The sequence below is a fragment of the Salibaculum sp. genome (genome assembly GCF_035270045.1).
GTDB lineage: Bacteria > Pseudomonadota > Alphaproteobacteria > Rhodobacterales > Rhodobacteraceae > Salibaculum.
Window position 1 is genome coordinate 114,588 of record NZ_DATFIP010000059.1, and the last position, 24,124, is coordinate 138,711.

Genomic DNA, 24,124 nt, shown 5'->3' on the forward strand with positions numbered 1-24,124 from the left:
CCCCGCTGTCGGGGCATGTCCAGCCAGCCATCCGAGCCGGGTCAGGCCAGACCGTGATTGCGGAACAGCTCGCGTATGTCGGCCTCGGGCCGGGCACCGTAGTGAGAAATCACCTCGCGCGCGGCGATGGACCCCAGCTTTCCGCAGGTCGTCATGTCGTGGCCCAGGACCAGGCCGTAGAGGAACCCGGCGGCGAACTGGTCGCCCGCGCCGGTGGCATCCATGGGCACGATCTTTTCCACGCCGACATCAGTCCGGTGGCCCTCTCGCATGATCGTCACACCGTCGCCCGACCGGGTGCAGACCACCAGCGAACAGATCTCGGAAACCGCCTTCAAGTCCGTTTCGAGGTCGTCGTTGCGGTATAGCGCGCGGATCTCTGCCTCGTTGCCGATGACGAAGTCGAGCTGGTTCTCGATCAGGTCCAGAAAATCCTCGCGGTGACGTTCGACACAGAAGGGATCGGAAATCGCGATGCCCGCTCGTCCGCCGTGCTGTCGGGTCAGGCGGGCGGCCTTGTAGAAAGCCTCTTTGCCCTTCGGCTTGTCGAACAGGTACCCTTCGAGGAACATCACCTGCGCCTCGGCGCAGATTTCCTCGGCCACGTCATCGGGGCCCAGTTCGGCGCCATTGCCGAGATAGGTATTCATGGACCGTTCGCCATCGGGGCTGACAAAGATCATCGACCGCGAGGTCGGCTCACCGCCCTGGGTAGCCGAATTGACATAGGCGCAGCCGTCAGACTCGGTCGCCCCGATGTAGAACCGGCCCAGCGCGTCGTCCTTGACCCGCCCTATGAAGGCCGAGGTCAGCCCCAGCTTGCCGATGCCGGCCACGGTGTTGGCCACCGATCCACCCGCCGACTGGCTGCGGTGTTCCATCGCGGCATAGAGTATCTCGGCCCGATCCCGTTCGACCAGCTGCATGATGCCCTTCTCGATCCCCATGCGATCGATAAAGGGATCGTCGGCCTGCGTGATCACGTCGACGATGGCATTGCCGATGCCGACCACTTCGAATTTCTTGTTCATTCCGTCTTGTCCTCGTAGCGGCACAGGTCACGGATGATGCAGGCGCCGCATTTGGGTTTCCGGGCCACGCAGATATAGCGTCCGTGCAGGATAAGCCAGTGGTGCGCATGGCGTTGGAAATCGACGGGCACATGGTCCTCGATCGCGCGTTCCACTGCGACCACGTCCTTGCCCGGGCAGATGCCCGACCGATTGCCGACCCGAAAGATATGGGTGTCCACCGCCTGCGCTGGGTAGTGCCACCACATATTGAGCACCACGTTGGCCGTCTTGCGCCCAACGCCCGGCAGCGATTGCAGCGCGGCGCGGGAATTGGGCACCTCGCCGCCATAGTCCTCGACAAGGATACGGCTGAGCTTGATGACGTTCTTCGCCTTGTTGCGGTAGAGCCCGATCGTCTTGATATGCGCGATCACGCCCTCTTCGCCCAAGGCCAGCATCTTCTCGGGGGTATCGGCCACCTCGAACAGGGTCTTGGTCGCCTTGTTGACGCCCGAGTCGGTCGCCTGTGCCGAAAGCGCGACCGCCACCACCAGGGTAAAGGCGTTGACGTGGTTCAACTCGCCCCGGGGTTCGGGTTCGGCGGCCTGGAAGCGTTCGAAGACCGCGCGCATCTCGTTGTATGGAAGTTGCTTCACCATCCCGCACTTTTGTCCGAGCCTCTGGCCAGCGGCAAGGGCATCAAGCGCGAATTCACCCCACTTGGCGCAAGAACCGGGTCGCCCGTGAACGCCCGTGCACCTATGGTGCGGGCATGACACCCGATCACCGCTACCACTACCATGTCATCCGCCGCGCCATAGCGGAGATCGACGCCGCGTCGGCACCGCTGTCGCTGGACGAACTGGCCGGGCGGATGGGCATGTCGCCGGCGCATTTCCAGCGCCTGTTCTCACGGTGGGTCGGTGTCAGTCCCAAGCGCTACCAGCAATACCTTGCGCTCGGTCATGCCCGAAGCCTGCTGCAAGAGCGTTTCACGACACTGGACACCGCAGATGCGGTGGGCCTGTCCGGGTCCGGGCGGCTGCATGACCTTTTTCTGAAGTGGGAATCCATGAGTCCGGGCGACTATGCCCGCGGCGGCGACGGACTAACCGTGCATTGGGGCTTTTTCGACAGTCCTTTCGGCCGCGCACTGGTCATGGGGACCAACAAGGGTATCTGCGGAATCGGCTTTGTCGAGGAGACGGGCGAGGACGCCGCGATGGCGGACCTGGCGGCACGCTGGCCCCGGGCAGAGTTCACCGAAAACCGGGCGGCTTTGCGGCCCTGGGCACAGGCCGCCTTTTTCGGGCAGACCACGGAGCCAACGCCGCTGCATGTGATCGGCACGCCCTTGCAGATCAAGGTCTGGGAAGCGCTGCTCGCCATCCCCTCGGGCCACGTGACCACCTATTCGGAGATCGCCGAGTCCATCGGCAACCGGCGCGCCGTGCGCGCCGTAGGCAGCGCAGTGGGGCGCAACCCCATCAGCTTCCTGATTCCCTGCCACCGGGCCATCCGAAAGTCCGGCGCCCTGGGCGGCTATCATTGGGGCCTGCCGGTCAAGCGCGCCATCCTGGCCTGGGAAGCGGCACGGACCGAAGCCGACGCATCGGCGACAAACCGCGTGCCTCGGGGGTGATATTGGATATCATGACGGTACAGACGATATGCTGACGCCATGAATGCGCTGATCTCCAGCGCCCGAAAGATGAAAGACGCTCCATGAAGTTTTCAAAGTTGACCACGGCCCTCGTGGCCTCTTCGCTATTCGTTATCGCCGGCTGCGAGGAGATGACGGACCCCGACAACCCCAACCGGAACCAGCAGACCGGCGCCGCCGTGGGTGCCGGGCTCGGTGCCCTGGTGGGCATCGCTGCGGGCGACAGCGCCGAGGAACGCCGCCGCGGGGCGGTTGTCGGCGCGCTGGTGGGCGGGGGCCTCGGCGCTGTGGGTGGCGCACAGCTCGACCGGCAAGAGGCCGAATTGCGCCAGCAGATGGGCAACAATGCAACCATCGTGAACACCGGCGATCAACTGGTCGTGACCCTGCCGCAGGACATCCTCTTCGCCACCGACAGCGCGCAACTGACCGGTGCGCTGCGATCGGACCTGACCACGCTGGCCGCCTCGATCAACCGCTACACCGGGACCACGGTCAACGTGATCGGCCATACCGACAACACCGGCTCTGCCGCTTACAATCAGGACCTGTCGGCCCGGCGGGCCCAAGCCGTCAGTTCCGTGCTGATCGGGGCGGGCGTGGCACCGAACCGCATCCGCTCGATCGGGCGCGGAGAAGATGCGCCGGTTGCCACCAACTTGACCCCCGAAGGCCGTGCCCAGAACCGGCGGGTGGAAATCACGATCACGCCCAACCGCTGAGGCGCGCACCATCACTACTTCCCGATGTCACCGGCGGCGGTCCGGGGTTACGGCCCGGACCGCCGCTGCCTATTGAGCAACAGGCCTATTGGTCATACGTTTTGACCAAATGATCACGCCGGGGACTCCATGCCATTCGAACCCGTACGACCGGAAAAACTCTCGGACTCGGTCGTCAGACAAATCGAGCGATTGATCCTGCGGGGCATCCTGCGCCCGGGCGAACGCCTGCCCTCGGAGCGAGAGATGTCCGAACGGCTGGGTGTCTCGCGCCCCTCGTTGCGCGAGGCACTGGCCGAGTTGCAGGCGGCGGGGCTTCTGACCAGCCGCGCAAGTTCCGGCGTCTACGTGGCCGAGGTCTTTGGCAATGCCTTTTCCGATGCGCTGGTGCGACTCTTTTCAAGCCATGAAGAGGCGGTCTTCGACTATATTTCCTTTCGCCGTGACATGGAGGGGCTGGCCGCAGAACGGGCTGCAGTTCACGGCACCGAAACCGACCTCAAGGTAATCGGGACCATCTTCGGCAAGATGGAAGCGGCCCATTCCAAGCGCAATCCGCAAGAAGAGGCCGGACTCGATGCGGATTTCCACCTTTCTATCATAGAGGCCAGCCACAACGTCATCATGCTGCACATGATGCGGTCGATGTATCAGCTGCTGCGCGAGGGTGTCTTCTACAACCGCCAGATCATGTTCAAGCGGCGCATGACCCGCGATAGCCTGCTGGACCAGCACCGCGACATCAACGAGGCGCTTCAGGCGCGGGATCCGGTCCGCGCACGGGCCGCGGTCGAGGCGCACCTGTCCTTCGTGGAACAGGCCCTGGCGGACCACCAGGCAGCCGAACGCAACGAAAGCATCGCGCGGCAACGTTACGAGCACGAGATGGGCAGATGACCACGCCGCGCTCGCTGATCGTCACCGCCCATCCCGAGCCGGAGTCCTTCACGCACCAATGGGCCGCGGCCAGTGCCCGGGCCTGCGCTGCACCGATCGAAAGCCATCTCGTGCAAGAGGGGTTCGACCCTGTCGAACGCGCCGCCCATTTCGGGCATGAGGGACGCTTCGATGTGCTCAAGGCGCAGGAAAACGCGGCTGACACCGATACGCTGCCAGGCGATGTCGCCCGCGAGGTCGGCAGGATCACGGCAGCGGACCGGCTGATCCTGCATTTCCCGGTATGGTGGTTCGGTCCGCCCGCGATCCTCAAGGGCTGGATGGACCGTTGCCTCGTCAACGGCATTTTTCACCGCGGCAGCCAACGGTTCGACGCGGGGCTGGCGCGCGGCAAGTCGGTGCTGATCTGCGCAACCACCGGTGGCGATGGCGTCGAGACCGCCCGGGACGGCCGCGAAGGCGATATCAACCTGATCCTGTGGCCGCTCATGCACGCGCTACGCTATTGTGGCTTCGAGGTGCTCGAACCGGCCTTCCTGCATGGCGTTCATGGGTACCAGACGGGCGACGCCCGCGCCGACATGGAGGCGAGGATGGCCGCGACTCTCGATCAGCAGGCGGCACGCCTGGCAAGCTGGGACAGTCGCCCGCGCGTGCCGTTCAACGCCGATACGGACTTCGACACCGAGGGCCGCCTGAAGCGTGGTGCCCCGGCGCATGGCCCCTTCATCAGCCACCGCCAATGACAAAGGCCCGGGCATCGGCCCGGGCCTTTTCGTGTGGCTGAGAGCCATGCTCAGTGCAGTCTTTCACCAACCTCGGTGATGGCATCGTCGATCAGCTTGTTGGCGCTGGTCGCGTCGGTCTGCTTGGCGATCACGTCACGCGCAGCGCCGATGGCCACGTCAACGGCTTGCGCCTGGACATCGCGCATGGCGGCATCCTTGGCGCTTTCGATCTGTTCTTCGGCGGCGGCAAGGCGGCGCGCCACAGAAGCCTTGATATCTTCCTTGGCCTGCTCGGCCGAGGTCTTGGCCTCCTCCTTGGCGGACTTGACGATACGGTCGGCCTGTTCCTGGACCTCTTTCTGCTTGCGCTCGTAGGAGGCCAGCAGCGTCTGGGCCTCTTCACGCAGGGCCTTGGCCTCGTCCAGTTCGGACTGGATGCCCGCAGCACGATCATCCAGCATCTTGCCCAGCAGCCCAGGCACCTTGAAGTACAACAGAATACCGATGAAGACGATGAACCCGAGTAGCACGATAAAGTCGGTGTTCCTGAGCGAGACAAACCCGTACTCCCCACCGGCGGCCCATGCCGGCGAGGCGGCAAGTGCGAATGCGGCGGTCATGATCAGCCTTTTCATGGCGGTCACCCTTTCATCTTCGCGTTGACGGCCGCCGTCACGGTGCGGGCGTCAGCCTTGCCACCCATCGCGCCGACGATGTCCTTGGCGACATCCTTTGCCACGTCCTTGACGCTGTCCATGGCGCTGGCCTGGATGTCCGCGATGGCCTTCTCGCTTTCCGCGGTGCGCGCCGAGATCTCGGCATCGGCCTTTTCCATCTCGGCGTCCAGCTCGGCCTGGATACCGGCCTTGGTTTCCGCCGCGATGCGCTGCGCCTCGGCACGGGCATCGGCCAGGGCTTTCTCGTAGGCTTCCTCGGCCTCCTTGGCCTTCTGCTTGAGTTCTTCGGCGGCAGCGATGTCATTGGTAATGGTGCCCGCCCGTTCGGCCAACACCGCGGAAATGCGGGGCAGTGCGATGCGGGACAGCACGAAGTAGATCACGACGAGCGTGAGTACGAGCCAGAATATCTGGTTGGGCCACCAGTCAAAGCAAAGCTGCGGCATGCCGATGGCAGAGCCATCCGCGCCGATGCAGGTACTTGCGGTTTGCCCGGGTGTTTCGGTCGCCATGACGTCCTCCGTCGGAACCTGGTCTCACTATCGGGCGGCCCGTTTCCGAGCCGCCCGCGCGTAAGGATGGTGTTCCGTAAGACTCAGACGGCGAACATCAGCAGCAGCGCGACGAGGAACGAGAAGATCCCGAGGGCCTCAGCGAAGGCGATGCCGATGAAGAGGGTCGCGGTCTGGCCAGCGGCCGCGGAGGGGTTGCGCAGTGCGCCGGCCAGGAAGTTGCCGGCGACGTTGCCGACACCCAGGGCTGCGATGCCGGTTCCGAGACCGGCGATGCCGGCGCCGATGTGTGCGAGTTGGCCTTCCATGAGAGTTCTCCTTACGATTGATTTGGAAGTTGCGAAACTGCGAGATCAGACCTTAGTGCGAGGGATGCAGCGCATCCTTCAGATAGACGCAGGTCAGAATGGTAAAGACGTAGGCCTGGATGAAGGACACCAGCACTTCGAGCCCGTACATAGCCGTGACCGCGAGCACGGAAAGAGGGCTTACAAGGGCAAGCGCCGCGAAGCCGGCGAAGACCTTGATCACGGCGTGACCGGCCATCAGGTTCCCTGCCAGTCGGATGGAGTGGCTGACAGGTCGCACGAAATAGGAAATGAGCTCGATCACGGCCAGGATCGGCCGAAGCGCCAGCGGCGCGCTGTCGACCCAGAACAGGCCCAGGAATTTCATGCCGTGCTTGACGAAACCGACGATGGTCACCGTCAGGAAAACAGCCAGTGCCAATATGATCGTCACGGCGAAATGCGAGGTGGTCGTGAATGCCGTGGGCACAAGCCCGAGGAAGTTGGCGAAGACGATGAACATGAACAAAGTCATGATGTAGGGGAAGAATACGAGGGCATCCTTGCCAGCGACGTCCTCGACCATCTTGTGGATGAACCCGTAGGCAAGCTCGGCGACGGATTGGGTGCGGCTTGGCACGATGGCCCGGCGGCGGGTTCCCATGACCAGCAGCAGGATCACCCCGACCACTGCCAGCCCCATCCAGAGCGTCACGTTTGTGGGTGTGTACCAAGTGACCGGGCCGTTCCCGAACAGGGGCTCGACGATGAACTGGTCCATCGGGTGGAAGACCAGGCCGCTCTTTTCTCCGGTTGTCTCAGTCGCCATCGCGTTCGTCTTTCCCGTCTTCGCCGCCCAGCCTGGACAGCTGCGTGTTCTGCATCTCTTGGGCGGTTCGCATCATGGTTTTGACACCGGCCGCGAAGCCCAAGAATACGAAAAGCACCATCAACCACGGCTGTGTCCCCAAAAGGGCGTCCAACCCGTATCCGATGCCGAAACCGATCCCCAGACCGGCCACAAGCTCTATCACCATTCGCCAGGCGTGCTGCGCCTGGGAATAATGCTCCTCGGAATGGTGCTTTTCGACCTCGTCGCCCCTGGCCGCCGCGATCCTCTCCTCCAGCGCCTTCAGGCGATCCTTTGGATCTTGATCGGACAAGGTTGCGCCCCTTTCCTTGGCTGCCGCTTTGCTAAGCCGGGCTGGGGCCAGAGTCAACGCTGACCACTACACCCTCAAACCCCTGACAAAAATGACTTTTATGTCACCGCGCCAGCCTGCCGCACCGGCCGGAGGTCAGTCACGTGGCCCTTGGGCATATTCAACCACATGGTTGACGTTTGTCGCTTTTGCCACTTGATGGGGACATGAGCCCCTCACTCGACACAGTCTTCGCCGCCCTGGCCGACCCGACCCGCCGGGCGATCCTGTCCATGTTGCTTGAGGACGACATGGCCGTCACCGACGTGGCCGAGCCCTTCGCGATGTCGCTTGCCGCGATCTCCAAGCACCTGGGGATCCTGACCCGCGCCGGGCTGATCAGCCAGGAACGGCGCGGCCGGGTGAAATGGTGCAAGCTGGAACCCGACGCCCTGCGCGCGGCCAGCGTCTGGATGCAGGGCTTCGGCCAGTTCGACCAGATTGACCTGGACGCTTTCGAGCGGTTTCTCGAAGGGGAATTGTCCGGCCTCGCCCAGCAGCAGGCCGACCGGGGCTGATCCTGCCCGTCAGGGAACGCGGACCCGTCAGTCCTGCGCGTCGCGGGCCCAATCCTTCAGGTGCTTGAGAAAGGCCTGCACCTTGGTGGTTCGGTGCAGGTCCACGTGGGTGACCAGCCACAACTGGCCGCCCCACTCCTGCTGTGACGGCAGCACCTCGACCAGGTCGGGGTGGCGCTCCAGTTCGCCCAGGCCGACGAAACCGATTCCCACGCCCGAGAGGATCGCGTCGACGTTGTTGCGCGCGGTCGAGGTCCGGAAAATCACCCGGTCCTCGGGCACGGCGCCGGCAAGCCATTGATTGTAGGGCGCGCGGCTGGCCTTGTCCTCGGGGCCGACGAACCAGTGACCGGCCAGGTCGTCCTCGTCACCGGGCTGGCCATGTTGCGCGATATAGTCTCGCGCGGCCACGAGATGCGCGGACTGGCGCCGGAACTTCTGCACCACGTTGTCGGGCTGATCGGGGGCCTTTCCGGCGCGGATCGCCACATGGGCCTCTCCGTATTCGAGCCGGAACAGGCGCTGACCGGTCAGGTAACGGATGCTGATCTCCGGATATGTTGCTCGGAACGACGCCAGCACCGGCGTCAGTTCGGGCGAAAAGGCCTCCAGCGACGTCACGACCAGTTCGCCGCTCACACCCTCGCCCTGCCCCTTGATCCGGCCCGCCAACTGCGTGAGCTGATCGTCGGTGGTCGCTGCCACCTGCATAAGGTCCTGCCCCGCCTCGGTCGGGGTGTAACCGCGCGCGTGGCGCTGGAACAGGCGGGTCCCAAGGCGTTCCTCCAGCGCATCTATATGGCGGATCACGGTGGCGTGGTGCACGCCAAGCACCTCGGCCGCGCCGCTGACCGTGCCGACGCGGGCCACCTGGTAGGCGGTGCGAATCTCGTCCCAGTTATCCATCGGCCCTGCCCCCTCGCTGCAATCCAGTTACCCGGATCGGCCCCCGGATTGCAACGGGGCCCGGGGTTGCGAGGCGGTCGAGCCGGCGTCTAGGATTCGGCGCGAAACGAAAGGCCAGAGACATGACCCGGACAACCCTGCATGCCCGCATCGCCGGCCGTGTCCAAGGCGTGAGCTTCCGCGCCTGGACGCAAGAACAGGCCCGCGCGCTGGGCCTCGCCGGTTGGGTGCGCAACCGAGCCGACGGCTCGGTCGAAGCCTTGATCTCGGGACCGGAGGCGGGGGTCCGGGACCTGTGCGACCGGCTTCACGACGGCCCGCCGGCCGCGCGGGTGACACAGGTCAGGACCGCCACGACCGAGGACGCCGACACGCCGCACCCCTTCGAAGTGCGCACCTGAAAGACGGTCGCGACCATGCAGATCATCCACGAGACCGACGGCCTGCTCATCCTAGATCACAACCCCCCGGGTTATAGGGGCATCCTCGCAGGGTTCCTCGCAGTGGCCGTGGCCGGGGGCGTGAACGTCAGCCCGACCACCGACATCCCGCTTTTCGGGGTCGGCATGATCATCGTGGCAACGCTTTTCATACAGCCGTGCCTTCACGGTTTCAGCCAACGCCGCCAGGTGATCCTTGACCGCCGGGCCGGGACAGTCACCCTTCGAGGCTGGACGATTTTCGGCTGCCGCCGAGGAGGGCCACGCGCCCGGGTGCGCCAGCGAAACGGGCGCATGACAGCAGGCCGCGTGCATCAACGCATAAATGGGCGCGGCGCAGAAGGCTTGACTCGGGCGTGCGTGCAGCCTAATCCGCAGCGGACATCCGGAAAGCGCCGTCTTTCCGGTCCCTGCAAGGTCAGGGATCGCCCCCCGTCAGCGAGGATTCGCCCACGGGGGCAAAGCGCGTTCGCCCGGTTTCCGCGACCGGCGAGGCGTTCCATCGCGAGCCGTCCGGCCCCATATGGGACGGGCAGAGAGTAACCGCCCCGAGGAGGCGCATGATGTTCGAGAGTCTTTCCGACCGCCTGTCCGGCGTCTTCGAGCGGCTGACCAAGCAGGGCGCCCTGTCCGAGGAGGACGTCAAGACGGCCCTGCGCGAGGTCCGTATCGCCCTGCTGGAGGCCGACGTCTCGTTGCCCGTGGCGCGCGATTTCGTGGCGGCAGTGCAGAAAAAGGCCACCGGGCAGGCGGTCACGAAATCGGTCACGCCGGGCCAGCAGGTCGTCAAGATCGTCCACGACGAACTGGTCCACGTCCTGACCGGCGACAGCGACCCCGGCAAGCTCAAGGTGGACAACCCACCCGCGCCGATCCTGATGGTCGGGCTGCAGGGGTCGGGCAAGACCACGACCACCGCCAAGCTGGCCAAACGCCTGAAGGACCGCGAGGGCAAGAAGGTCCTCATGGCCTCGCTCGACGTGAACCGCCCCGCGGCCATGGAACAGTTGCAGATCCTCGGCACGCAGGTCGGCGTTGACACCCTGTCTATCGTAAAAGGCGAAAGTCCGGTCCAGATCGCCAAGCGCGCCAAGACCCAGGCCAGCCTTGGCGGCTATGATGTCTACATGCTCGACACCGCCGGGCGGCTGCACATCGACGAGGAGCTGATCCAGCAGGCTGCCGAGGTCCGCGACGTCGCCAACCCGCGCGAAACCCTGTTGGTGGTCGATGGCCTTACCGGCCAGGACGCGGTGAACGTGTCCACCGAGTTCGACGACAAGATCGGCGTCTCGGGCGTGGTCCTGACACGAATGGATGGCGACGGGCGCGGCGGCGCGGCCCTCTCCATGCGCGCTGTCACCGGCAAGCCGATCCGTTTTGTCGGCCTGGGCGAGAAGATGGAGGCCATCGAGGAATTCCACGCCGAACGGATCGCCGGCCGCATCCTGGGCATGGGCGACATCGTCAGCCTGGTCGAGAAGGCACAGGAAACCATCGAGGCCGAACAGGCCGAACGCATGATGAAACGGTTCCAGAAGGGCCGGTTCAACATGAACGACATGAAGATGCAGCTGGACCAGATGCAGAAAATGGGCGGCATGGAAGGTGTCATGGGCATGATGCCGGGCATGAAGAAGGCCGCCAAGCAGATGCAGGACGCCGGCGTGAACGAGGACGTTTTCAAGCGCCAGGTCGCGCTCATCAACTCCATGACCAAGATAGAACGCGCCAATCCGCAGATCCTCCAGGCCAGCCGCAAGAAGCGGATCGCCAAGGGCGCGGGGCTGGAGGTGTCCGAGCTCAACCAGCTTCTCAAGATGCACCGGCAGATGGCCGACATGATGAAGAAGATGGGGAAGATGGGCAAAGGCGGTGCGCTGAAACAGGCCATGCAGGGCATGATGGGCGGCAAAGGGGCTGGCGGCGGTGCCATGCCCGACATGAACGACCCCAAGGCCATGGAAGAGGCCGCCAAGGCGCTTGGCGGTGGCAGGGGCATGCCCGGCGGTATGCCGGGGTTCGGCGGCGGGTCGCAACTGCCCCCGGGCCTGAGCGGCTTCGGCAAGAAAAAGTGAGCGTCGTTGCGTGACCGGCCTGACCGTACATATCCCCACGCTGGAGACCTCCCGGCTTATCCTCCGCGCCCCGCGGATGGCGGATTACGTGCACATGATGGATTTCATGGAGACCGGACGCTCGCAATTCGTCGGCGGCCCGAAGGACCGGCGTGATGCCATGCGCGGCTTTGGTCATATCGCCGGGCTCTGGGTCACCCGGGGCTATTCGCTTTTCATCGGGGTTGCGAAGGGCGACCCCGACACGCCAATCGGCGCCTTTGGGCCCTATTATCCGCTCGATTGGTCGGAACTTGAATTCGGCTGGTCGATCTGGAATCCCGAAAACGAGGGCAAAGGATACGTTACCGAAGCATTGCGCGCCCTGATCCCCTGGTCGTGGGACCGCGCCGGGACCAGCACCGCAGTGTCCTTCATCGACGCCGACAACACCCGCTCTGCCCGTGTCGCGCAGGCGCTGGGTGCCGTGCCCGACACCGCGGCGACCGAGGCCGCCAATCAGCCCGGAAATCCCTTTCACACCCCCGAGGGTCCCAAGGTCCGGGTCTGGCGCCACAACAGGGGGCGCCAGACGTGACAAGAGCTTCCATCCATGAACCGCTTCGGAGCGCCCGATGAGTGACCCGACCCAACGCGCTGCCGACGTGCTGACCGGCCATCGCGACAGCATAGACCGGCTCGACGCGATCCTTGTCTACACGCTGGCCGAGCGGTTCAAGCACACCCAGGCCGTCGGGCACCTCAAGGCCGAACACGACCTTCCGCCGTCCGATCCCCAGCGCGAGGCGCGCCAGATCGAACGGCTTCAGAAGTTGGCGCTGGATGCCGATCTGGATCCGGAATTCGCCAAGAAGTTCCTGAACTTCATCATTGCTGAAGTCATTCAGCACCATCGCAAGCACCAAGGATGACGGGGCGCCACGCCCCCAAGCCAATCAAAGGAGATACCCCATGGCCATGAAGATCCGCCTCGCCCGCGCAGGCTCCAAGAAGCGCCCATTCTACCGCATCGTCGCCGCCGACAGCCGCATGCCGCGCGACGGCAGGTTCCTGGAGAAACTGGGCACCTACAACCCGCTGTTGCCCAAGGACCGCGAAGACCGCATCAAGATGGACGTGGACGCCATCAAAGCCTGGCTCGACAAGGGCGCCCAGCCCACAGACCGCGTCTCGCGCATGCTGGAAGCCGCCGGCGTTCTGGACAGGAAAGAGCGCAACAACCCCAACAAGGGCACCCCGGGCAAGAAGGCTCAGGAACGCGCCGAGAAGAATGCCGAGAAGGCCGCCGCCGCGGCCGCCCCTGCGGAAACCGCCGAGTGATCGGCTCACGCCGGGGCACCTGCCCGGTGTCCCGGCGGGTTCACCGCCCATGAGCGACGAGACCATAACCCTTGGAAGCATCGCCGGGGCCTTCGGGGTCAAGGGCGAAGTGCGGCTCAAGAGCTTCTGTGCCGAGCCCGAGGCAATCATCGACTACACCCCGCTGACGCGCTCCGATGGAAAGGTGGTGCAGACCATCGTGCTGACCGGCCGCGCCAAGGGCGCGCTGGTCGTGCGGATGGACGGGATCACCACCAAGGAAGAGGCCGACGCCCTCAGGGGCGTCGAACTGCACGCCCTGCGCAGCCAGCTGCCTGCCCTGCCCGATGATGAGTTCTACCATGCGGATCTCGTCGGACTGGCGGCGGTCGACACCGGCGGCGAAAGCCTCGGCCGGGTCAAGTCGGTGCAGAGCAACGGCGCCGACGACCTGCTGGAGGTTCAAGCGGCCGGCCTGCGCGACACCGTCCTGGTCCCCTTCACCCGGTCCATCGTGCCCACCGTGGACCTAGCTGCCGGTCGCCTGGTCATCGACCCGCCCGGCGGACTTTTCGAGGACTGAGCGGTGACCGGGCGCAGGATCGTCATTCACGGCGGTTTCCACAAGACCGGCACGACCAGCGCACAGAGATTCATCCACGACAACGGGGCATTGATCTGGCCGCACGCGGCAACGGTTCTGCCTGGGCGCAGCCGGGGCCCGGTCGCGCGCCATGCCGTGCGCTATTCCCTCACCAGCGCCGGACCCGACATGAACCGCTTTCGCCGCAGCCTGGCCGACCTTCTGGGCGGGCTGAACCTGGGCAAGCGGGCGCTGCTGATCTCGGATGAGAACTTTTGCGGCCGGATGCCCGGTCGCGAGGGACAACTCGGCTACGACAGCGCGCCCGACCTGATGGCCGCCATGGTCCGGGTGATCCGGCGTTTCATCGACAAGGACCCCGACCTGCACTTTGTCTTCACGATACGCGACCCCGACGATTGGCTCCGCAGCACCTGGCGGCACAACCTGATGCAGACGCGCCTGACGCTCGATTACGAGGACTACGCCGTGGTTCATGGGCATGCGGCCGATCTTGACCGGACGGCCGGGGTGATCCGCGCGGCCGTCGCCCCTTATCCGGTGCACGTCGTCCCCCTGGAGGCGTTGGCCGAGAACCCCGAAGGCCCCGCCGCACCTCTGCTGCAACTGCTGGGCCTGCCAAACGACGTGCGGCTCAAGATGACCAGCGCGCCCCGCGCCAACCCAGGGCCGGACCCGGCCCTGGCGCCCCGGCTGCTGGACCTGAACCGCTCGGGACTGCCGGAGGAAGAGCTTGGCGTGCAAAAGGCGGCGCTGCGCGACTCGCCTTCGCCCGAGACCTGACCTATGACACCGCCATGACAGATCAGCCTGCAAAATCCCCCACCAGGTCGCACGGACGCAAGACGATCCGGCCCACCGCGCAACCGCAACAGCTGATGACCGATCGACCGGCACTGGCCCGTGCCTGGACGGCGCAGATCATCACCCTGTTTCCCGACGCCTTTCCCGGCCTGCTGGGGGCCAGCCTGACCGGCAAGGCGCTCAAGGACGGGGTCTGGCAGCTGGAGACGACCGACCTGCGCCGCTTCGGGATCGGCAAGCACCGCAACGTCGATGACACGCCTGCGGGGGGCGGCGCCGGGATGGTTCTGCGGGCCGACGTGCTGGGCAATGCCATCGAGGCCGCACGACGCGCGGCACGGGGCCGGATGCCCCTCATCTACCTCAGCCCGCGCGGCGTGCCCTTTGACCAGGCCATGGCCCGCAACCTGGCCCGGCACGATGGTGTGACGCTGCTCTGCGGCCGTTTCGAGGGCGTCGATGAGCGCGTGCTTGAGCACTACGACATCCTCGAGGTCTCGATGGGGGACTACGTGCTCACCGGCGGCGAATTGCCCGCCATGACCCTGATCGACGCCTGCGTGCGGCTGCTGCCCGGCGTTCTGGGCAATGCCGAAAGCGCCATCGAGGAAAGCCACTCCACCGGGCTGCTGGAGCATCCGCAGTATACCCGCCCCGCTGAATGGCAGGGGCGCGCCATTCCACAGGTGCTGACCTCGGGCGATCACGGCAAGGTCGCCGACTGGCGCCGCGACCAGAGCGAAAGACTGACCCGTTCGCGGCGCGCCGACCTCTGGGCACGCTACACCGGTGAGATCCCCGAAAAGGGTTGAACGGGCCGCGCGCCGGGACTATACGGCAGCGGTCCGGGGCTTTTGCGAGTCGTCCGGGCCTGTTTCGTTATGGCACATGCCCCGCTTTCTTCGGCACCGGGCGCCGGACGACACAGCAACATAGACAAGGAATGCTGCGTGACCTCTGGCGGGCGCCATCGGGCGGACCCGGAAGAAGACACAGAGCTCTGACGCGCCCGAACCTTCGTGGACCAACCACGAGCCATATAGGAGAAGATCAGATGGACCTGATCGCACAACTCGAGGCGGAACAGATCGCCGAGCTGGGAAAAACCATCCCGGACTTCAAGGCCGGTGACACCATCCGTGTCGGCTACAAGGTGACCGAGGGCACCCGCAGCCGCGTACAGAACTTCGAAGGCGTCTGCATTTCCCGCAAGAACGGGAGCGGCATCGCCGGGTCCTTCACGGTGCGCAAGATTTCCTTTGGTGAAGGTGTGGAACGCGTTTTCCCGCTCTATTCCACCAACATCGAGTCGATCACCGTCGTGCGGCGCGGCCGGGTGCGGCGCGCCAAGCTGTACTACCTGCGTTCGCGTCGTGGCAAATCGGCCCGCATCGCTGAAAAGACCAACTATCGCCCGCTGTCGCGCGGCGCCGACGCGTGAAGGAGGCCCGGTCATGAAAAAAGACATCCACCCCGATTACCACACGATCAACGTCAAGCTTACCAACGGCGACGTGGTCGAGATGCGCTCGACCTGGGGCGCCGAGGGCGAGACGCTGTCTCTCGACATCGATCCCAGCGTGCACCCGGCCTGGACCGGCGGCTCCTCGCGCTTGATGGACCAGGGCGGCCGCGTGTCCAAGTTCAAGAAAAAATACGAGGGACTGGGCTTCTGAACATGCCGATCCCGTTTCTGCGAGAATGCCGCCGGTTTCGGCGGCATTTTTCGTATCCGGGTGGCCATTAATCATTTGTTGCGATCTGCCGTGGATTTTCCGGGGAAGGAAAGGCGCGGGGCATGATGCATCGAATATACAGGTTCCTGGCCGTAAAGGGCCCCGAGGATTTTGTCCTCAAGTTCCTGATGTTCTGCGCCATGATCGTGGCGCTCAACTACGCCTTTCACCTGTTGTGGCCGGGCGACGGGCCACTACGACACCGTTTCATCATCACGAATGGTGTCTGCGTGGGCGGGCCGTTCGTCGGGCTATTCTTCCTGCTGGTCCAGAAGCAGACCCGCCTTCAAAAGGAACTCTCGGTCCGGTCGCGGACCGATGACCTGACCGGCCTGTCCAACCGGCGCTTCTTTCTCAAGCAGGCCGAAGCGCTGCTCGAAGACGGCACTCCGGGCATTCTGCTGATCATGGATGCCGACCACTTCAAGGCCGTGAACGACACCTACGGCCACCAGGTCGGCGACGGCTGTCTTGTCTCGATCGGGTACCGGCTCAAGCGGGCGCTGCGCACCGACGACGTGATCGGCCGGATCGGGGGCGAAGAATTCGGTGTCTTCCTGGCCAATACGGCGCCCGCCAATACCGGCACGGTGTGCCGCGAATTGCTGATGCCGATCCCATTTGGCGGCGAGGCGCATCCGCACCTGACCATCACCCTGTCGATGGGCGCGGTCGCGGCACGCCCGGGCATGTCGCTGGACGACCTGATGTGCGCCGCGGACGCGGCGCTCTACCGCGCCAAGGCCAATGGCAGGGCGCGGCTGGAGTTCGCCGCGCCCGTGGAGGAACAGGTAATCACCATGTCCATGCGCGAGCCGGGCAAGCCCGATGTGACACGTCGGCATTCCGCCTGACGGCGGACGGTTGGCCCTCGGATGGCGAAATGGGCGCAACGGCCCCGATCAGGCCGCCCGTGCGCCGCGGCGACGGCCGCGCCCGGCACCGCCGGAACGATTGCCGCCACCCCCGGATGCCTTGTTGCCAGCTGCACCCGGGTTACCGCCACCCGGACCGCCGCGACGGCGTCCGCCACCGCGTTTGGACTGCGGCTCTTCCACCTGCCATGGACGGCCCGAGGCCACGGGGATATCGGCCTTCATCGCCTTCTGGATCGCGCGCAGCTCGCCCATTTCATCGGGTGCGCAGAAGGCGATGGCCATGCCATCGGCCCCGGCCCTCGCGGTGCGACCGATGCGATGGACATAGTTCTCGGGCACATTGGGCAAGTCGAAGTTGTAGATGTGCTTGACCTCGGGAATGTCCAGCCCGCGCGCGGCCACGTCGGTGGCGACCAGCACCTTGACCTCGCCGGCCTTGAAGGCCTTGAGGGCCCGGTCGCGCTGGCCCTGGCTCTTGTTGCCGTGGATCGAGGCGGCGGCGAATCCCTCCTTCTCCAGCTTTCGGTAGAGTTTCTCCGAGCCATGCTTGGTGCGGCCGAACACGATGGCGCGTTCCTCGCGGTGGTCCTCCAGAAGCTCGACCAGAAGGTCGGGCTTTTCCGCCTTGGCGATGAAATGGACCGTCTGGGCGATCTTGTCAGCCGCCTTGCCTGGCGGGCTGACCTGCACCCGGATCGGGTTGGACAGGTAGGTGTCGGCCAGTTCGGACATCTGCTTGGGCATGGTGGCCGAGAACAGCATGGTCTGGCGGTCGGCCGGCAGCAGCGGTGCGATCTTGCGCAGCGCATGGATGAAGCCCATGTCCAGCATCTGGTCGGCCTCGTCCAGCACGAGGTATTGCGTCTCGTCCAGCCGCACCGCGCCACGGTCCAGCAGGTCGATCAACCGGCCCGGCGTGGCCACGAGCAGGGCACAGCCCTTTTCCAGCCGCCGCATCTGCCCGGTGATCCCGGCCCCGCCCACGACCAGAACGGTCTTGAGATGGGTGCCCTCGGTATAGGCGGTCAAGTTATCGGCGATCTGCTTGGCCAACTCGCGCGTCGGGGCCAGGATCAGGCCCCGGGCCGTCTTGGGCGCCGCCTTGCCCTGCGATTTCAGCAGAGCGTCGATCATCGGCAGCCCGAAGGCCGCGGTCTTGCCGGTGCCGGTCTGGGCCAGCCCCATGACATCGCGTCCGTTCATGGCGTGCGGAATGGCCTGCGCCTGGATCGGCGTCGGCTCGGAGATGCCCTGGTCGGCCAGGGCCTTGGTGAGGCGGGGCGCAAGGCCCAGCATGTCGAAATCCATGTCGTATCTTTCTGCGCGGGCCATCGCGGACCGCACGGCAAACCGTCCGCATTGACGCGGGCCGGCCGTAGGGTTGCGCCATTGACCTCGCGCCCGGGCATCATTGCCCGCGTGCCGGTCCGGCGCGGCACCCCTGCGTGATGGTGGGAACCTGTTCGAAAGATGCCGGTCTTGCGCCTTGCCCCAAGCCAGTCGGGGCCGCGCCCTGCTCACGCGGCAGCGGCATCGGTCGGGGACGGTATGGCCCGTTCCACCGCGCAAGTCAACGGCGGCAAATGGCTTTCACCGATACAGCCTCGAATGCGGGTGGTCTATGCCGGCCTGTTCGCGCCCCGAAAGAGCACGCCGCCAACCCAGAAGAACCAGACGATATAGCCAAGCCCGAAAACCGCGCCGACCGTTTCCGACAGGATCGGCAAAGCCGTCAGTAGACCGGCAACGCCGATAACCAGGCCGAACCAGCACAGCAGGCGCGGAAGTGTCGCCGTCGCCAACCCGGTAAGCGCCAGGACCAGCGCCCAAGCGCCTCCGGCGATTTCATTGCCGCCCCCCAGTCCGTTCTCGATCAATTCGACGACGCGCCAAAGCGGCATGGCTCCGGCATCGCCGGCATCCACGAGCGGCAGGACGCGCGACAGCCCGACATTCATCACCATCCCCGCGCCCAGAACCAGCGTCGACCACATGAGCCCGAAGGCCAGGGTCAGCCGGCCCAGTCCGGGGGACGCGCGCCCGATCCTTTCGGCCAGCGCCGCGGCCAGGGCCGCAAGGAACAACGCGTTGACGATGTAGATGACGAAATACCAGAGCGTCACCCCCGTGCGGTTCGCGGCAATCGCGGCAAGTGTCTCGGCGGCCTCGCCCCCGCCGGGTTCGAAGCCACCCGGAACGAGGACTGCCAGAAGGAAGGCGAAACCGAACACGTAGGTGGCACCGCATATGATGGCGGCCACCGCGCCGATACGATCGATTGTCATGACATCCTCCCCAAGACCCCCACAGGTCAACGGACCCTTATACTCCGGGCGGACCCGATCGCGCCACCTGTATTGCGCCGGCACACGCATCCCTCGAAGCAGGAAGACTGACATATCCTTTTCCTTGCGCGGATGCGCGCCTATGATTACGGCAGCGATCCGGGGCAACCGGGGCAGGAACAAGGGACCGGGCAGTGGCACATATCATCGTTGTCGGGAACGAGAAGGGCGGCGCAGGCAAATCCACCGTATCCATGCACGTGGCCGCGGCGCTGTCTCGCATGGGCCACAAGGTTGGCGTGCTGGACCTGGACCTGCGCCAGAAGACCCTCGGTCGTTACATCGAGAACCGCCGCGGCTTCATGGCCGCGCAAGACCTCGCCCTGCCGACGCCGATCTGGCATGAACTGCCGGAGATCGATCCCGAGGCGCTGGACGAGGGCGAGAACATTTTCGATCACCGCCTTTCGATGGCCGTGGCCGGGCTGGAACCCGACAGCGACTTCATCCTGATCGATTGCCCCGGCAGCCATACGCGGCTGAGCCAGGTGGCGCATTCGCTGGCCGACACGCTGATCACCCCGCTCAACGACAGTTTCATTGATTTCGACCTGCTGGCGCAGATCGACGCGGATGGCGAAACGATCAAGGGGCCGTCGGTGTATTCCTCCATGGTCTGGAACGCGCGGCAATTGCGCGCGCAGGCCGGCTTCGACCCGATCGACTGGGTTGTCGTGCGCAATCGGCTGGGCGCACAGAACATGGTCAACAAGCAAAAGATGGAAAAGGCGATCGACAAGCTGAGCAAGCGGATCGGCTTTCGCCCCGCACCGGGCTTCAACGAACGGGTGATATTCCGGGAGCTGTTCCCGCGCGGGCTGACCCTGCTCGATCTCCGCGATGTCGGGGTGAAGAACCTGAACATCTCGAACCTGGCCGCGCGGCAGGAGTTGCGCGACCTGATGAAGGCGCTGCACCTTCCCGGCGTGTCGGTGGATTTCTGAGGGTTTACGAACCCGATGCCGGATTGGTCGTTTCCGGCAGGGGTTGCGTCGCTTGCGAGATTGCAAAAAGTTCAAATCAAAACGCCCCGCGCCGAACAGGGTTGAAATCCGCCGACCGTTCCACTACTTCCCCGGCCATGGCCAATGACCATGACATGCCACGGCATCCGGATTTCTGACAACAGGGCGCATATGACCCGTCGTTGTATCGAGATCCCGGAGCTTTCCGATGCAGAGCCCAGTGGTTTGCACCCTTTCGCCGCGCGAAAGGACGGAAGAGGCGTGAAGAAAAGAAAGGACTGACCCATGAAGAAACTACCACTTATCCTGGCCGCCGGCGCCTTTGCCGCCCCCATGGCCGCACAGGCGCAATCCGGCGAGTGTGGCGAGGTGTCGATCACCGAAATGAACTGGGCGTCGGCCCAGGTCGTGACCAGCGTCGCCTCGTTCATCATGGAACAGGGCTATGGATGCGACGTCAGCGTCGTCTCCTCGGACACCATTCCGGCCGTCACCTCGGTCGCCGAGAACGGCGAGCCCGACATCGTGACCGAGCTCTGGCTGAACTCGACCGGCGACACCTACAACGAGCTGCGCGACTCCGGCAAAGTTGTCGAGGCCGCGCCCGTGCTTGATCCCGGCGGTGTCGAGGGCTGGTGGATTCCCACCTACCTGGCCGAGGAGCATCCGGAACTGACCACCATCGAGGGCATCCTCGCGAACCCCGAACTGGCCGGCGGCCGCTTCTACAACTGTCCCGAGGGCTGGGGCTGCCGCGTGGTCAGCGACAACCTCTCCGCCGCGCTCGACCTCGAAGGCAACGGCATCGAGGTTTTCAACTCGGGCTCGGGCCAGGTGCTGGCCACCTCGATGGCGGACGCGGTCCTCAACGAGGATCCCTGGTTCGGCTACTACTGGGGCCCGACCGTTCCGCTTGGCAAGTATGACATGACCAAGGTGGACCTGGGCGAGGTCAACGACGAGATCCACGCCGGGAACCAGAACGCCGATAACGAAAACCCCGGCGTGTCCGACTTTCCGGCGGCCCCGATCGTGACCGCCACCACCAGCACCTTCCAGGAAACCAACCCGGAAGTGTTCGAGTTCCTGCAGAACATGACGTTCAAGACGTCGGACATGAGCGGCGTGCTGGCATGGAAAGACGAGAACAACGCCTCCGCAGACGAGGCGGCGGTCTACTACCTGACCAACTTCCAGGACGAATGGACCGGTTGGCTGAGCGACGATGCGCGCAGCAACCTCACGGCGCTCCTGGACCAGTAACGCGCTTGTGAACTCTGACGGGGCCGGTCTAACATCGGCCCCGTCTTTTTATGCGCTGGGTGGGCACGGGCCGCCGGGGCACTGATGGGGATGAAGATATGGCAACTTATGATTTCGTTTTCCGGGCCCTTGGGCTCGAAGAATGGTGCGAGGCCGACGGCGGCGCCGCCGCGCCGATGTCGATGGAAGCGCTGGTCGCGCAAAACTCGGGCGAAGAGGCATCGACCTCGATCTGGGAACTGCCGTTCCCGTCGATGGACGCCCTCAACGAGGCCTGCGGGGCGTTTCCGCAATCGCGCAACGTGACCCTGGGGCTCGAGAACGGGTTCCTTGCGGTCAAGGATTCCATCAGCGTGGTGCTGGACCCGATCACGCAACCGCTGTCCTGGATGCTGGAGGGCGCACTCTACGCCATCCTGAACACGCCGTGGTGGATCGTCATCCCCCTGCTTCTGGCCATTGTCTGGTTCGTCTCCAAGTCCTGGCGCCTGCTGGCCTTCGTGGCGCTGAGCATCGGTGGCCTGGCCTTCATCGATTACTACAGCTATGCGATGCAGACGCTCGCGATCATCCTCGTATGCGCCTTCCTGTGCGTACTTCTCGGGGTGCCCATAGGCATCGCCATGTCGCGGTCCGACAAGATGCGGGCGGGGACGATCCCGATCCTGGACATGCTTCAGACACTGCCACCCTTCGTCTACCTGATCCCGCTCATCTTCCTGTTCTCGGTGACCGAGCCGAAACTCTACGGCATCGCGATCATCCTGTATGCCATCGTGCCGGTGATCCGCCTGACCGACCTCGGGATCCGCATGGTCGACGAATCGGTGATCGAGGCCGCCGAAGCCTTCGGCATGACGGATCGGCAGAAACTCTACGGGGTGCAGATCCCGCTGGCGCTGCCGAACATCATGGCCGGTGTGAACCAGACCATCATGATGAGCCTTGCAATGGTCGTGATCGCCTCGCTGGTCTCGGCGCCCGGTCTCGGCGTGCTCGTGCTCCGCGGTATCAACAACCTGGAACTGGGCGTCGGCCTTGTCTCGGGCCTGGGCATCGTGCTTCTGGCGGTCATGCTTGACCGCACGACGAAAGCCGCCCTCGACCGCATCAACGCTGCGCAGAAAGGCTGACCCATGAGTGCATCGGAAAAGAAAACCAAGATCGCGATCCGTCATCTGTACAAGATCTTCGGGGCCGACCCCGCCAGCGTGCTGGACGCGGTCAAGGCCGGCATGGGCAAAGAGGAACTGCTGGACACGCACCGTCATGTGCTGGGCCTCAACAACATCAATGTCGACATCAAGGAAGGCGACATAACGGTGATGATGGGGCTGTCCGGGTCGGGCAAGTCGACCCTGATCCGCCACCTCAACCGGCTGATCGAACCAACTGCGGGCGAGGTTGAACTCGACGGCGTTGATGTTGTCGGCGTGAACGAGAAGGAACTGCGCCGTCTGCGCCGCGAAGAGATGTCGATGGTGTTTCAACACTTCGCGCTGCTGCCGCACCGCACGGTGCTCGAAAACGCCGGCATGGCGCTGGACGTGCGCGGCGTGCCCCGGTCGGAATATGAAAGCGAAGCCCACAAGTGGCTGGACCGTGTCGGGCTGCAGGGGGTGGGAGACCAGTTCCCGCACCAGCTGTCGGGCGGCATGCAACAGCGTGTGGGCATCGCCCGGGCGCTGACCTCGAACTCGCCCGTGATGCTCATGGACGAAGCCTTCTCGGCCCTCGACCCGCTGATCCGGACCGACATGCAGGACCTGTTGCTGGAACTCCAGGCCGAATTGAAAAAGACCGTGGTTTTCATCAGCCACGACCTGGACGAGGCGCTCAAGCTCGCCGACCACCTGGTGATCCTCAAGGATGGCTACGTCGTCCAGCAGGGCGAGCCTCAGGATATCCTCATGCGGCCGAACGATCCCTACATCGTGGACTTCATTTCCGACATCAACCGCGCCCGCGTGCTCCGCGTGCGCTCGGTGATGGAAGAAACGGATCACCGTCCCGACACCGTGGCAGGCGAAGTCGACTGGGACGACAACCTGGAATCCGTGATCGCCCGGTCCGAGGGTCAGACGGACCTGACCTATTGCGTGATGCGCGACGGCAAGCAGGTCGGGGTGCTGAAGATGACCAACCTGGTCAAGGCACTGGTGCCCACCGCGGCGGCCGAAGACGGGCTGCGGTCGGGCGCAGCCTGACCGAACCTCGAAACCAGACGCAAGACAGCCCGGCGAGCAGGACTCGCCGGGCTTTTTTCATCCTTTTCTTGGGCTCTGGGGGCCACCAGCCACCGAGGTCTCCTCCATGGCCCACCAGGGGCCGCCACCACATGGGGATGGAGCATGCGCGAACGAGGCACACCGAAACGCAGATCAGCCATTGCCCTGAAATACCCGTCGCAGACGGTTGCAAAGAGGGCATCGTTGCACGCCGGCGAACCGGTGCGGGACGTTTCGCGCGGTGCTTTAGTGGCCGAGGATCTGGCTCAGGAACAGCCTCGTGCGGTCGCTCTGCGGGTTGTTGAAGAACTCCTCGGGCTCGTTCTGTTCCACGATCTGGCCCTGGTCCATGAAGATGA

The 24,124-nt window shown here is 64.7% G+C and carries 30 protein-coding genes and 1 pseudogene; 20 read left to right on the forward strand and 11 right to left on the reverse strand.

Going from position 1 to position 24,124, the window contains the following annotated elements; translation table 11 throughout:
- Nucleotides 1-41: 41 nt before the first annotated feature.
- Complete coding sequence (locus tag VJ897_RS10770) at nucleotides 42-1,031, reverse strand: adenosine kinase (protein ID WP_324055648.1); 990 nt, start codon at nucleotides 1,029-1,031, stop codon at nucleotides 42-44.
- Nucleotides 1,028-1,672, reverse strand: a complete 645-nt coding sequence (gene nth, locus VJ897_RS10775; RefSeq protein WP_324055649.1) for an endonuclease III — start codon at nucleotides 1,670-1,672, stop codon at nucleotides 1,028-1,030. Before nth ends, VJ897_RS10770 begins: the two co-directional genes overlap by 4 nt.
- A 113-nt stretch (nucleotides 1,673-1,785) precedes the next feature.
- Between nth and VJ897_RS10780 the strand changes: the two genes are divergently transcribed.
- The 4 genes from VJ897_RS10780 to VJ897_RS10795 all read left to right on the forward strand — a co-directional run bounded on the left by VJ897_RS10780 (nucleotide 1,786) and on the right by VJ897_RS10795 (nucleotide 5,041).
- Nucleotides 1,786-2,655 (forward strand): methylated-DNA--[protein]-cysteine S-methyltransferase, encoded by an 870-nt coding sequence (locus tag VJ897_RS10780; protein WP_324055650.1) that lies wholly within the window; start codon nucleotides 1,786-1,788, stop codon nucleotides 2,653-2,655.
- Between the two features lie 83 nt (nucleotides 2,656-2,738).
- Complete coding sequence (locus VJ897_RS10785) at nucleotides 2,739-3,398, forward strand: YiaD family glycine zipper/OmpA-like lipoprotein (RefSeq protein ID WP_324055652.1); 660 nt, start codon at nucleotides 2,739-2,741, stop codon at nucleotides 3,396-3,398.
- Between the two features lie 129 nt (nucleotides 3,399-3,527).
- A complete protein-coding gene (locus tag VJ897_RS10790; RefSeq protein ID WP_324055654.1) occupies nucleotides 3,528-4,295 on the forward strand; it encodes a FadR/GntR family transcriptional regulator in 768 nt (255 codons plus the stop codon).
- Nucleotides 4,292-5,041: an NAD(P)H-dependent oxidoreductase gene (locus VJ897_RS10795; protein ID WP_324055656.1), complete on the forward strand. Its 750-nt coding sequence runs from the start codon at nucleotides 4,292-4,294 to the stop codon at nucleotides 5,039-5,041. Before VJ897_RS10790 ends, VJ897_RS10795 begins: the two co-directional genes overlap by 4 nt.
- A gap of 50 nt (nucleotides 5,042-5,091) precedes the next feature.
- Here VJ897_RS10795 and VJ897_RS10800 read toward each other — a convergent pair whose 3' ends face one another.
- The 5 genes from VJ897_RS10800 to VJ897_RS10820 form a co-directional block, all read right to left on the reverse strand.
- The gene (locus tag VJ897_RS10800) at nucleotides 5,092-5,667 is read right to left on the reverse strand and encodes a F0F1 ATP synthase subunit B (RefSeq protein ID WP_414706732.1); all 576 of its coding nucleotides are present in this window, start codon (nucleotides 5,665-5,667) and stop codon (nucleotides 5,092-5,094) included.
- Nucleotides 5,664-6,212, reverse strand: a complete 549-nt coding sequence (locus VJ897_RS10805; RefSeq protein ID WP_324055659.1) for a F0F1 ATP synthase subunit B' — start codon at nucleotides 6,210-6,212, stop codon at nucleotides 5,664-5,666. The genes VJ897_RS10800 and VJ897_RS10805 overlap by 4 nt, the downstream gene beginning before the upstream one ends.
- Before the next feature lie 83 nt (nucleotides 6,213-6,295).
- Nucleotides 6,296-6,520 (reverse strand): F0F1 ATP synthase subunit C, encoded by a 225-nt coding sequence (locus tag VJ897_RS10810; protein WP_324055660.1) that lies wholly within the window; start codon nucleotides 6,518-6,520, stop codon nucleotides 6,296-6,298.
- A gap of 52 nt (nucleotides 6,521-6,572) precedes the next feature.
- Nucleotides 6,573-7,328, reverse strand: coding sequence for a F0F1 ATP synthase subunit A (locus VJ897_RS10815; RefSeq protein ID WP_324055662.1), 756 nt, complete (start codon nucleotides 7,326-7,328; stop codon nucleotides 6,573-6,575).
- Nucleotides 7,318-7,662: an AtpZ/AtpI family protein gene (locus VJ897_RS10820; RefSeq protein ID WP_324055664.1), complete on the reverse strand. Its 345-nt coding sequence runs from the start codon at nucleotides 7,660-7,662 to the stop codon at nucleotides 7,318-7,320. The genes VJ897_RS10815 and VJ897_RS10820 overlap by 11 nt, the downstream gene beginning before the upstream one ends.
- Nucleotides 7,663-7,868: 206 nt before the next feature.
- Here VJ897_RS10820 and VJ897_RS10825 point away from each other — a divergent pair, with 206 nt between their 5' ends.
- Nucleotides 7,869-8,219, forward strand: coding sequence for an ArsR/SmtB family transcription factor (locus VJ897_RS10825; RefSeq protein ID WP_324055666.1), 351 nt, complete (start codon nucleotides 7,869-7,871; stop codon nucleotides 8,217-8,219).
- 27 nt (nucleotides 8,220-8,246) lie between these two features.
- Here the strand turns inward: VJ897_RS10825 and VJ897_RS10830 are convergent, their stop codons facing one another.
- The gene (locus VJ897_RS10830) at nucleotides 8,247-9,125 is read right to left on the reverse strand and encodes a LysR family transcriptional regulator (protein ID WP_324055668.1); all 879 of its coding nucleotides are present in this window, start codon (nucleotides 9,123-9,125) and stop codon (nucleotides 8,247-8,249) included.
- A 122-nt stretch (nucleotides 9,126-9,247) separates the two neighbouring features.
- Between VJ897_RS10830 and VJ897_RS10835 the strand changes: the two genes are divergently transcribed.
- The 11 genes from VJ897_RS10835 to VJ897_RS10885 all read left to right on the forward strand — a co-directional run bounded on the left by VJ897_RS10835 (nucleotide 9,248) and on the right by VJ897_RS10885 (nucleotide 16,940).
- Entirely contained in the window at nucleotides 9,248-9,526 is a 279-nt protein-coding gene (locus tag VJ897_RS10835) for an acylphosphatase (protein WP_324055670.1), read from the forward strand.
- Between the two features lie 602 nt (nucleotides 9,527-10,128).
- On the forward strand, nucleotides 10,129-11,643 hold the full coding sequence (gene ffh / locus VJ897_RS10840) for a signal recognition particle protein (RefSeq protein WP_324055672.1): 1,515 nt from the start codon (nucleotides 10,129-10,131) through the stop codon (nucleotides 11,641-11,643).
- 10 nt (nucleotides 11,644-11,653) lie between these two features.
- Nucleotides 11,654-12,220, forward strand: coding sequence for a GNAT family N-acetyltransferase (locus tag VJ897_RS10845; protein ID WP_324055673.1), 567 nt, complete (start codon nucleotides 11,654-11,656; stop codon nucleotides 12,218-12,220).
- 37 nt (nucleotides 12,221-12,257) lie between these two features.
- Complete coding sequence (locus tag VJ897_RS10850) at nucleotides 12,258-12,554, forward strand: chorismate mutase (RefSeq protein ID WP_324055674.1); 297 nt, start codon at nucleotides 12,258-12,260, stop codon at nucleotides 12,552-12,554.
- 40 nt (nucleotides 12,555-12,594) lie between these two features.
- A complete protein-coding gene (rpsP, locus tag VJ897_RS10855) occupies nucleotides 12,595-12,963 on the forward strand; it encodes a 30S ribosomal protein S16 (RefSeq protein ID WP_324055676.1) in 369 nt (122 codons plus the stop codon).
- A 49-nt stretch (nucleotides 12,964-13,012) separates the two neighbouring features.
- A complete protein-coding gene (gene rimM, locus VJ897_RS10860) occupies nucleotides 13,013-13,525 on the forward strand; it encodes a ribosome maturation factor RimM (RefSeq protein ID WP_324055678.1) in 513 nt (170 codons plus the stop codon).
- A 3-nt stretch (nucleotides 13,526-13,528) separates the two neighbouring features.
- Nucleotides 13,529-14,329, forward strand: coding sequence for a sulfotransferase family protein (locus tag VJ897_RS10865; protein ID WP_324055680.1), 801 nt, complete (start codon nucleotides 13,529-13,531; stop codon nucleotides 14,327-14,329).
- A 14-nt stretch (nucleotides 14,330-14,343) separates the two neighbouring features.
- The gene (gene trmD / locus VJ897_RS10870) at nucleotides 14,344-15,162 is read left to right on the forward strand and encodes a tRNA (guanosine(37)-N1)-methyltransferase TrmD (protein WP_324055681.1); all 819 of its coding nucleotides are present in this window, start codon (nucleotides 14,344-14,346) and stop codon (nucleotides 15,160-15,162) included.
- A 242-nt stretch (nucleotides 15,163-15,404) separates the two neighbouring features.
- Nucleotides 15,405-15,791 carry a 50S ribosomal protein L19 gene (gene rplS / locus VJ897_RS10875; protein WP_324055683.1) on the forward strand — a complete coding sequence of 129 codons (387 nt, stop codon included), beginning with the start codon at nucleotides 15,405-15,407 and terminating at the stop codon, nucleotides 15,789-15,791.
- Between the two features lie 13 nt (nucleotides 15,792-15,804).
- Nucleotides 15,805-16,026: a 50S ribosomal protein L31 gene (rpmE, locus tag VJ897_RS10880; RefSeq protein WP_324055685.1), complete on the forward strand. Its 222-nt coding sequence runs from the start codon at nucleotides 15,805-15,807 to the stop codon at nucleotides 16,024-16,026.
- A gap of 122 nt (nucleotides 16,027-16,148) precedes the next feature.
- Nucleotides 16,149-16,940, forward strand: a complete 792-nt coding sequence (locus VJ897_RS10885; protein ID WP_324055687.1) for a GGDEF domain-containing protein — start codon at nucleotides 16,149-16,151, stop codon at nucleotides 16,938-16,940.
- A 48-nt stretch (nucleotides 16,941-16,988) separates the two neighbouring features.
- Here VJ897_RS10885 and VJ897_RS10890 read toward each other — a convergent pair whose 3' ends face one another.
- Together VJ897_RS10890 and VJ897_RS10895 are read right to left on the reverse strand one after the other, a co-directional pair.
- A complete protein-coding gene (locus tag VJ897_RS10890; protein WP_324055700.1) occupies nucleotides 16,989-18,272 on the reverse strand; it encodes a DEAD/DEAH box helicase in 1,284 nt (427 codons plus the stop codon).
- A 311-nt stretch (nucleotides 18,273-18,583) separates the two neighbouring features.
- Nucleotides 18,584-19,249 (reverse strand): hypothetical protein, encoded by a 666-nt coding sequence (locus tag VJ897_RS10895; protein ID WP_324055689.1) that lies wholly within the window; start codon nucleotides 19,247-19,249, stop codon nucleotides 18,584-18,586.
- 194 nt (nucleotides 19,250-19,443) lie between these two features.
- Between VJ897_RS10895 and VJ897_RS10900 the strand changes: the two genes are divergently transcribed.
- From VJ897_RS10900 to VJ897_RS10915, 4 genes are all read left to right on the forward strand, one after another.
- Nucleotides 19,444-20,253 (forward strand): division plane positioning ATPase MipZ, encoded by an 810-nt coding sequence (locus VJ897_RS10900; protein WP_324055690.1) that lies wholly within the window; start codon nucleotides 19,444-19,446, stop codon nucleotides 20,251-20,253.
- A 306-nt stretch (nucleotides 20,254-20,559) separates the two neighbouring features.
- Complete coding sequence (locus tag VJ897_RS10905) at nucleotides 20,560-21,537, forward strand: ABC transporter substrate-binding protein (protein WP_324055691.1); 978 nt, start codon at nucleotides 20,560-20,562, stop codon at nucleotides 21,535-21,537.
- Nucleotides 21,538-21,635: 98 nt separating this feature from the next.
- The gene (locus VJ897_RS10910) at nucleotides 21,636-22,670 is read left to right on the forward strand and encodes an ABC transporter permease (protein ID WP_324055692.1); all 1,035 of its coding nucleotides are present in this window, start codon (nucleotides 21,636-21,638) and stop codon (nucleotides 22,668-22,670) included.
- Between the two features lie 3 nt (nucleotides 22,671-22,673).
- On the forward strand, nucleotides 22,674-23,744 hold the full coding sequence (locus tag VJ897_RS10915) for a quaternary amine ABC transporter ATP-binding protein (protein WP_324055693.1): 1,071 nt from the start codon (nucleotides 22,674-22,676) through the stop codon (nucleotides 23,742-23,744).
- A 267-nt stretch (nucleotides 23,745-24,011) separates the two neighbouring features.
- Here VJ897_RS10915 and VJ897_RS10920 read toward each other — a convergent pair.
- Nucleotides 24,012-24,124 (reverse strand): annotated as a pseudogene (locus tag VJ897_RS10920) (amino acid ABC transporter ATP-binding protein); the annotation flags it as partial.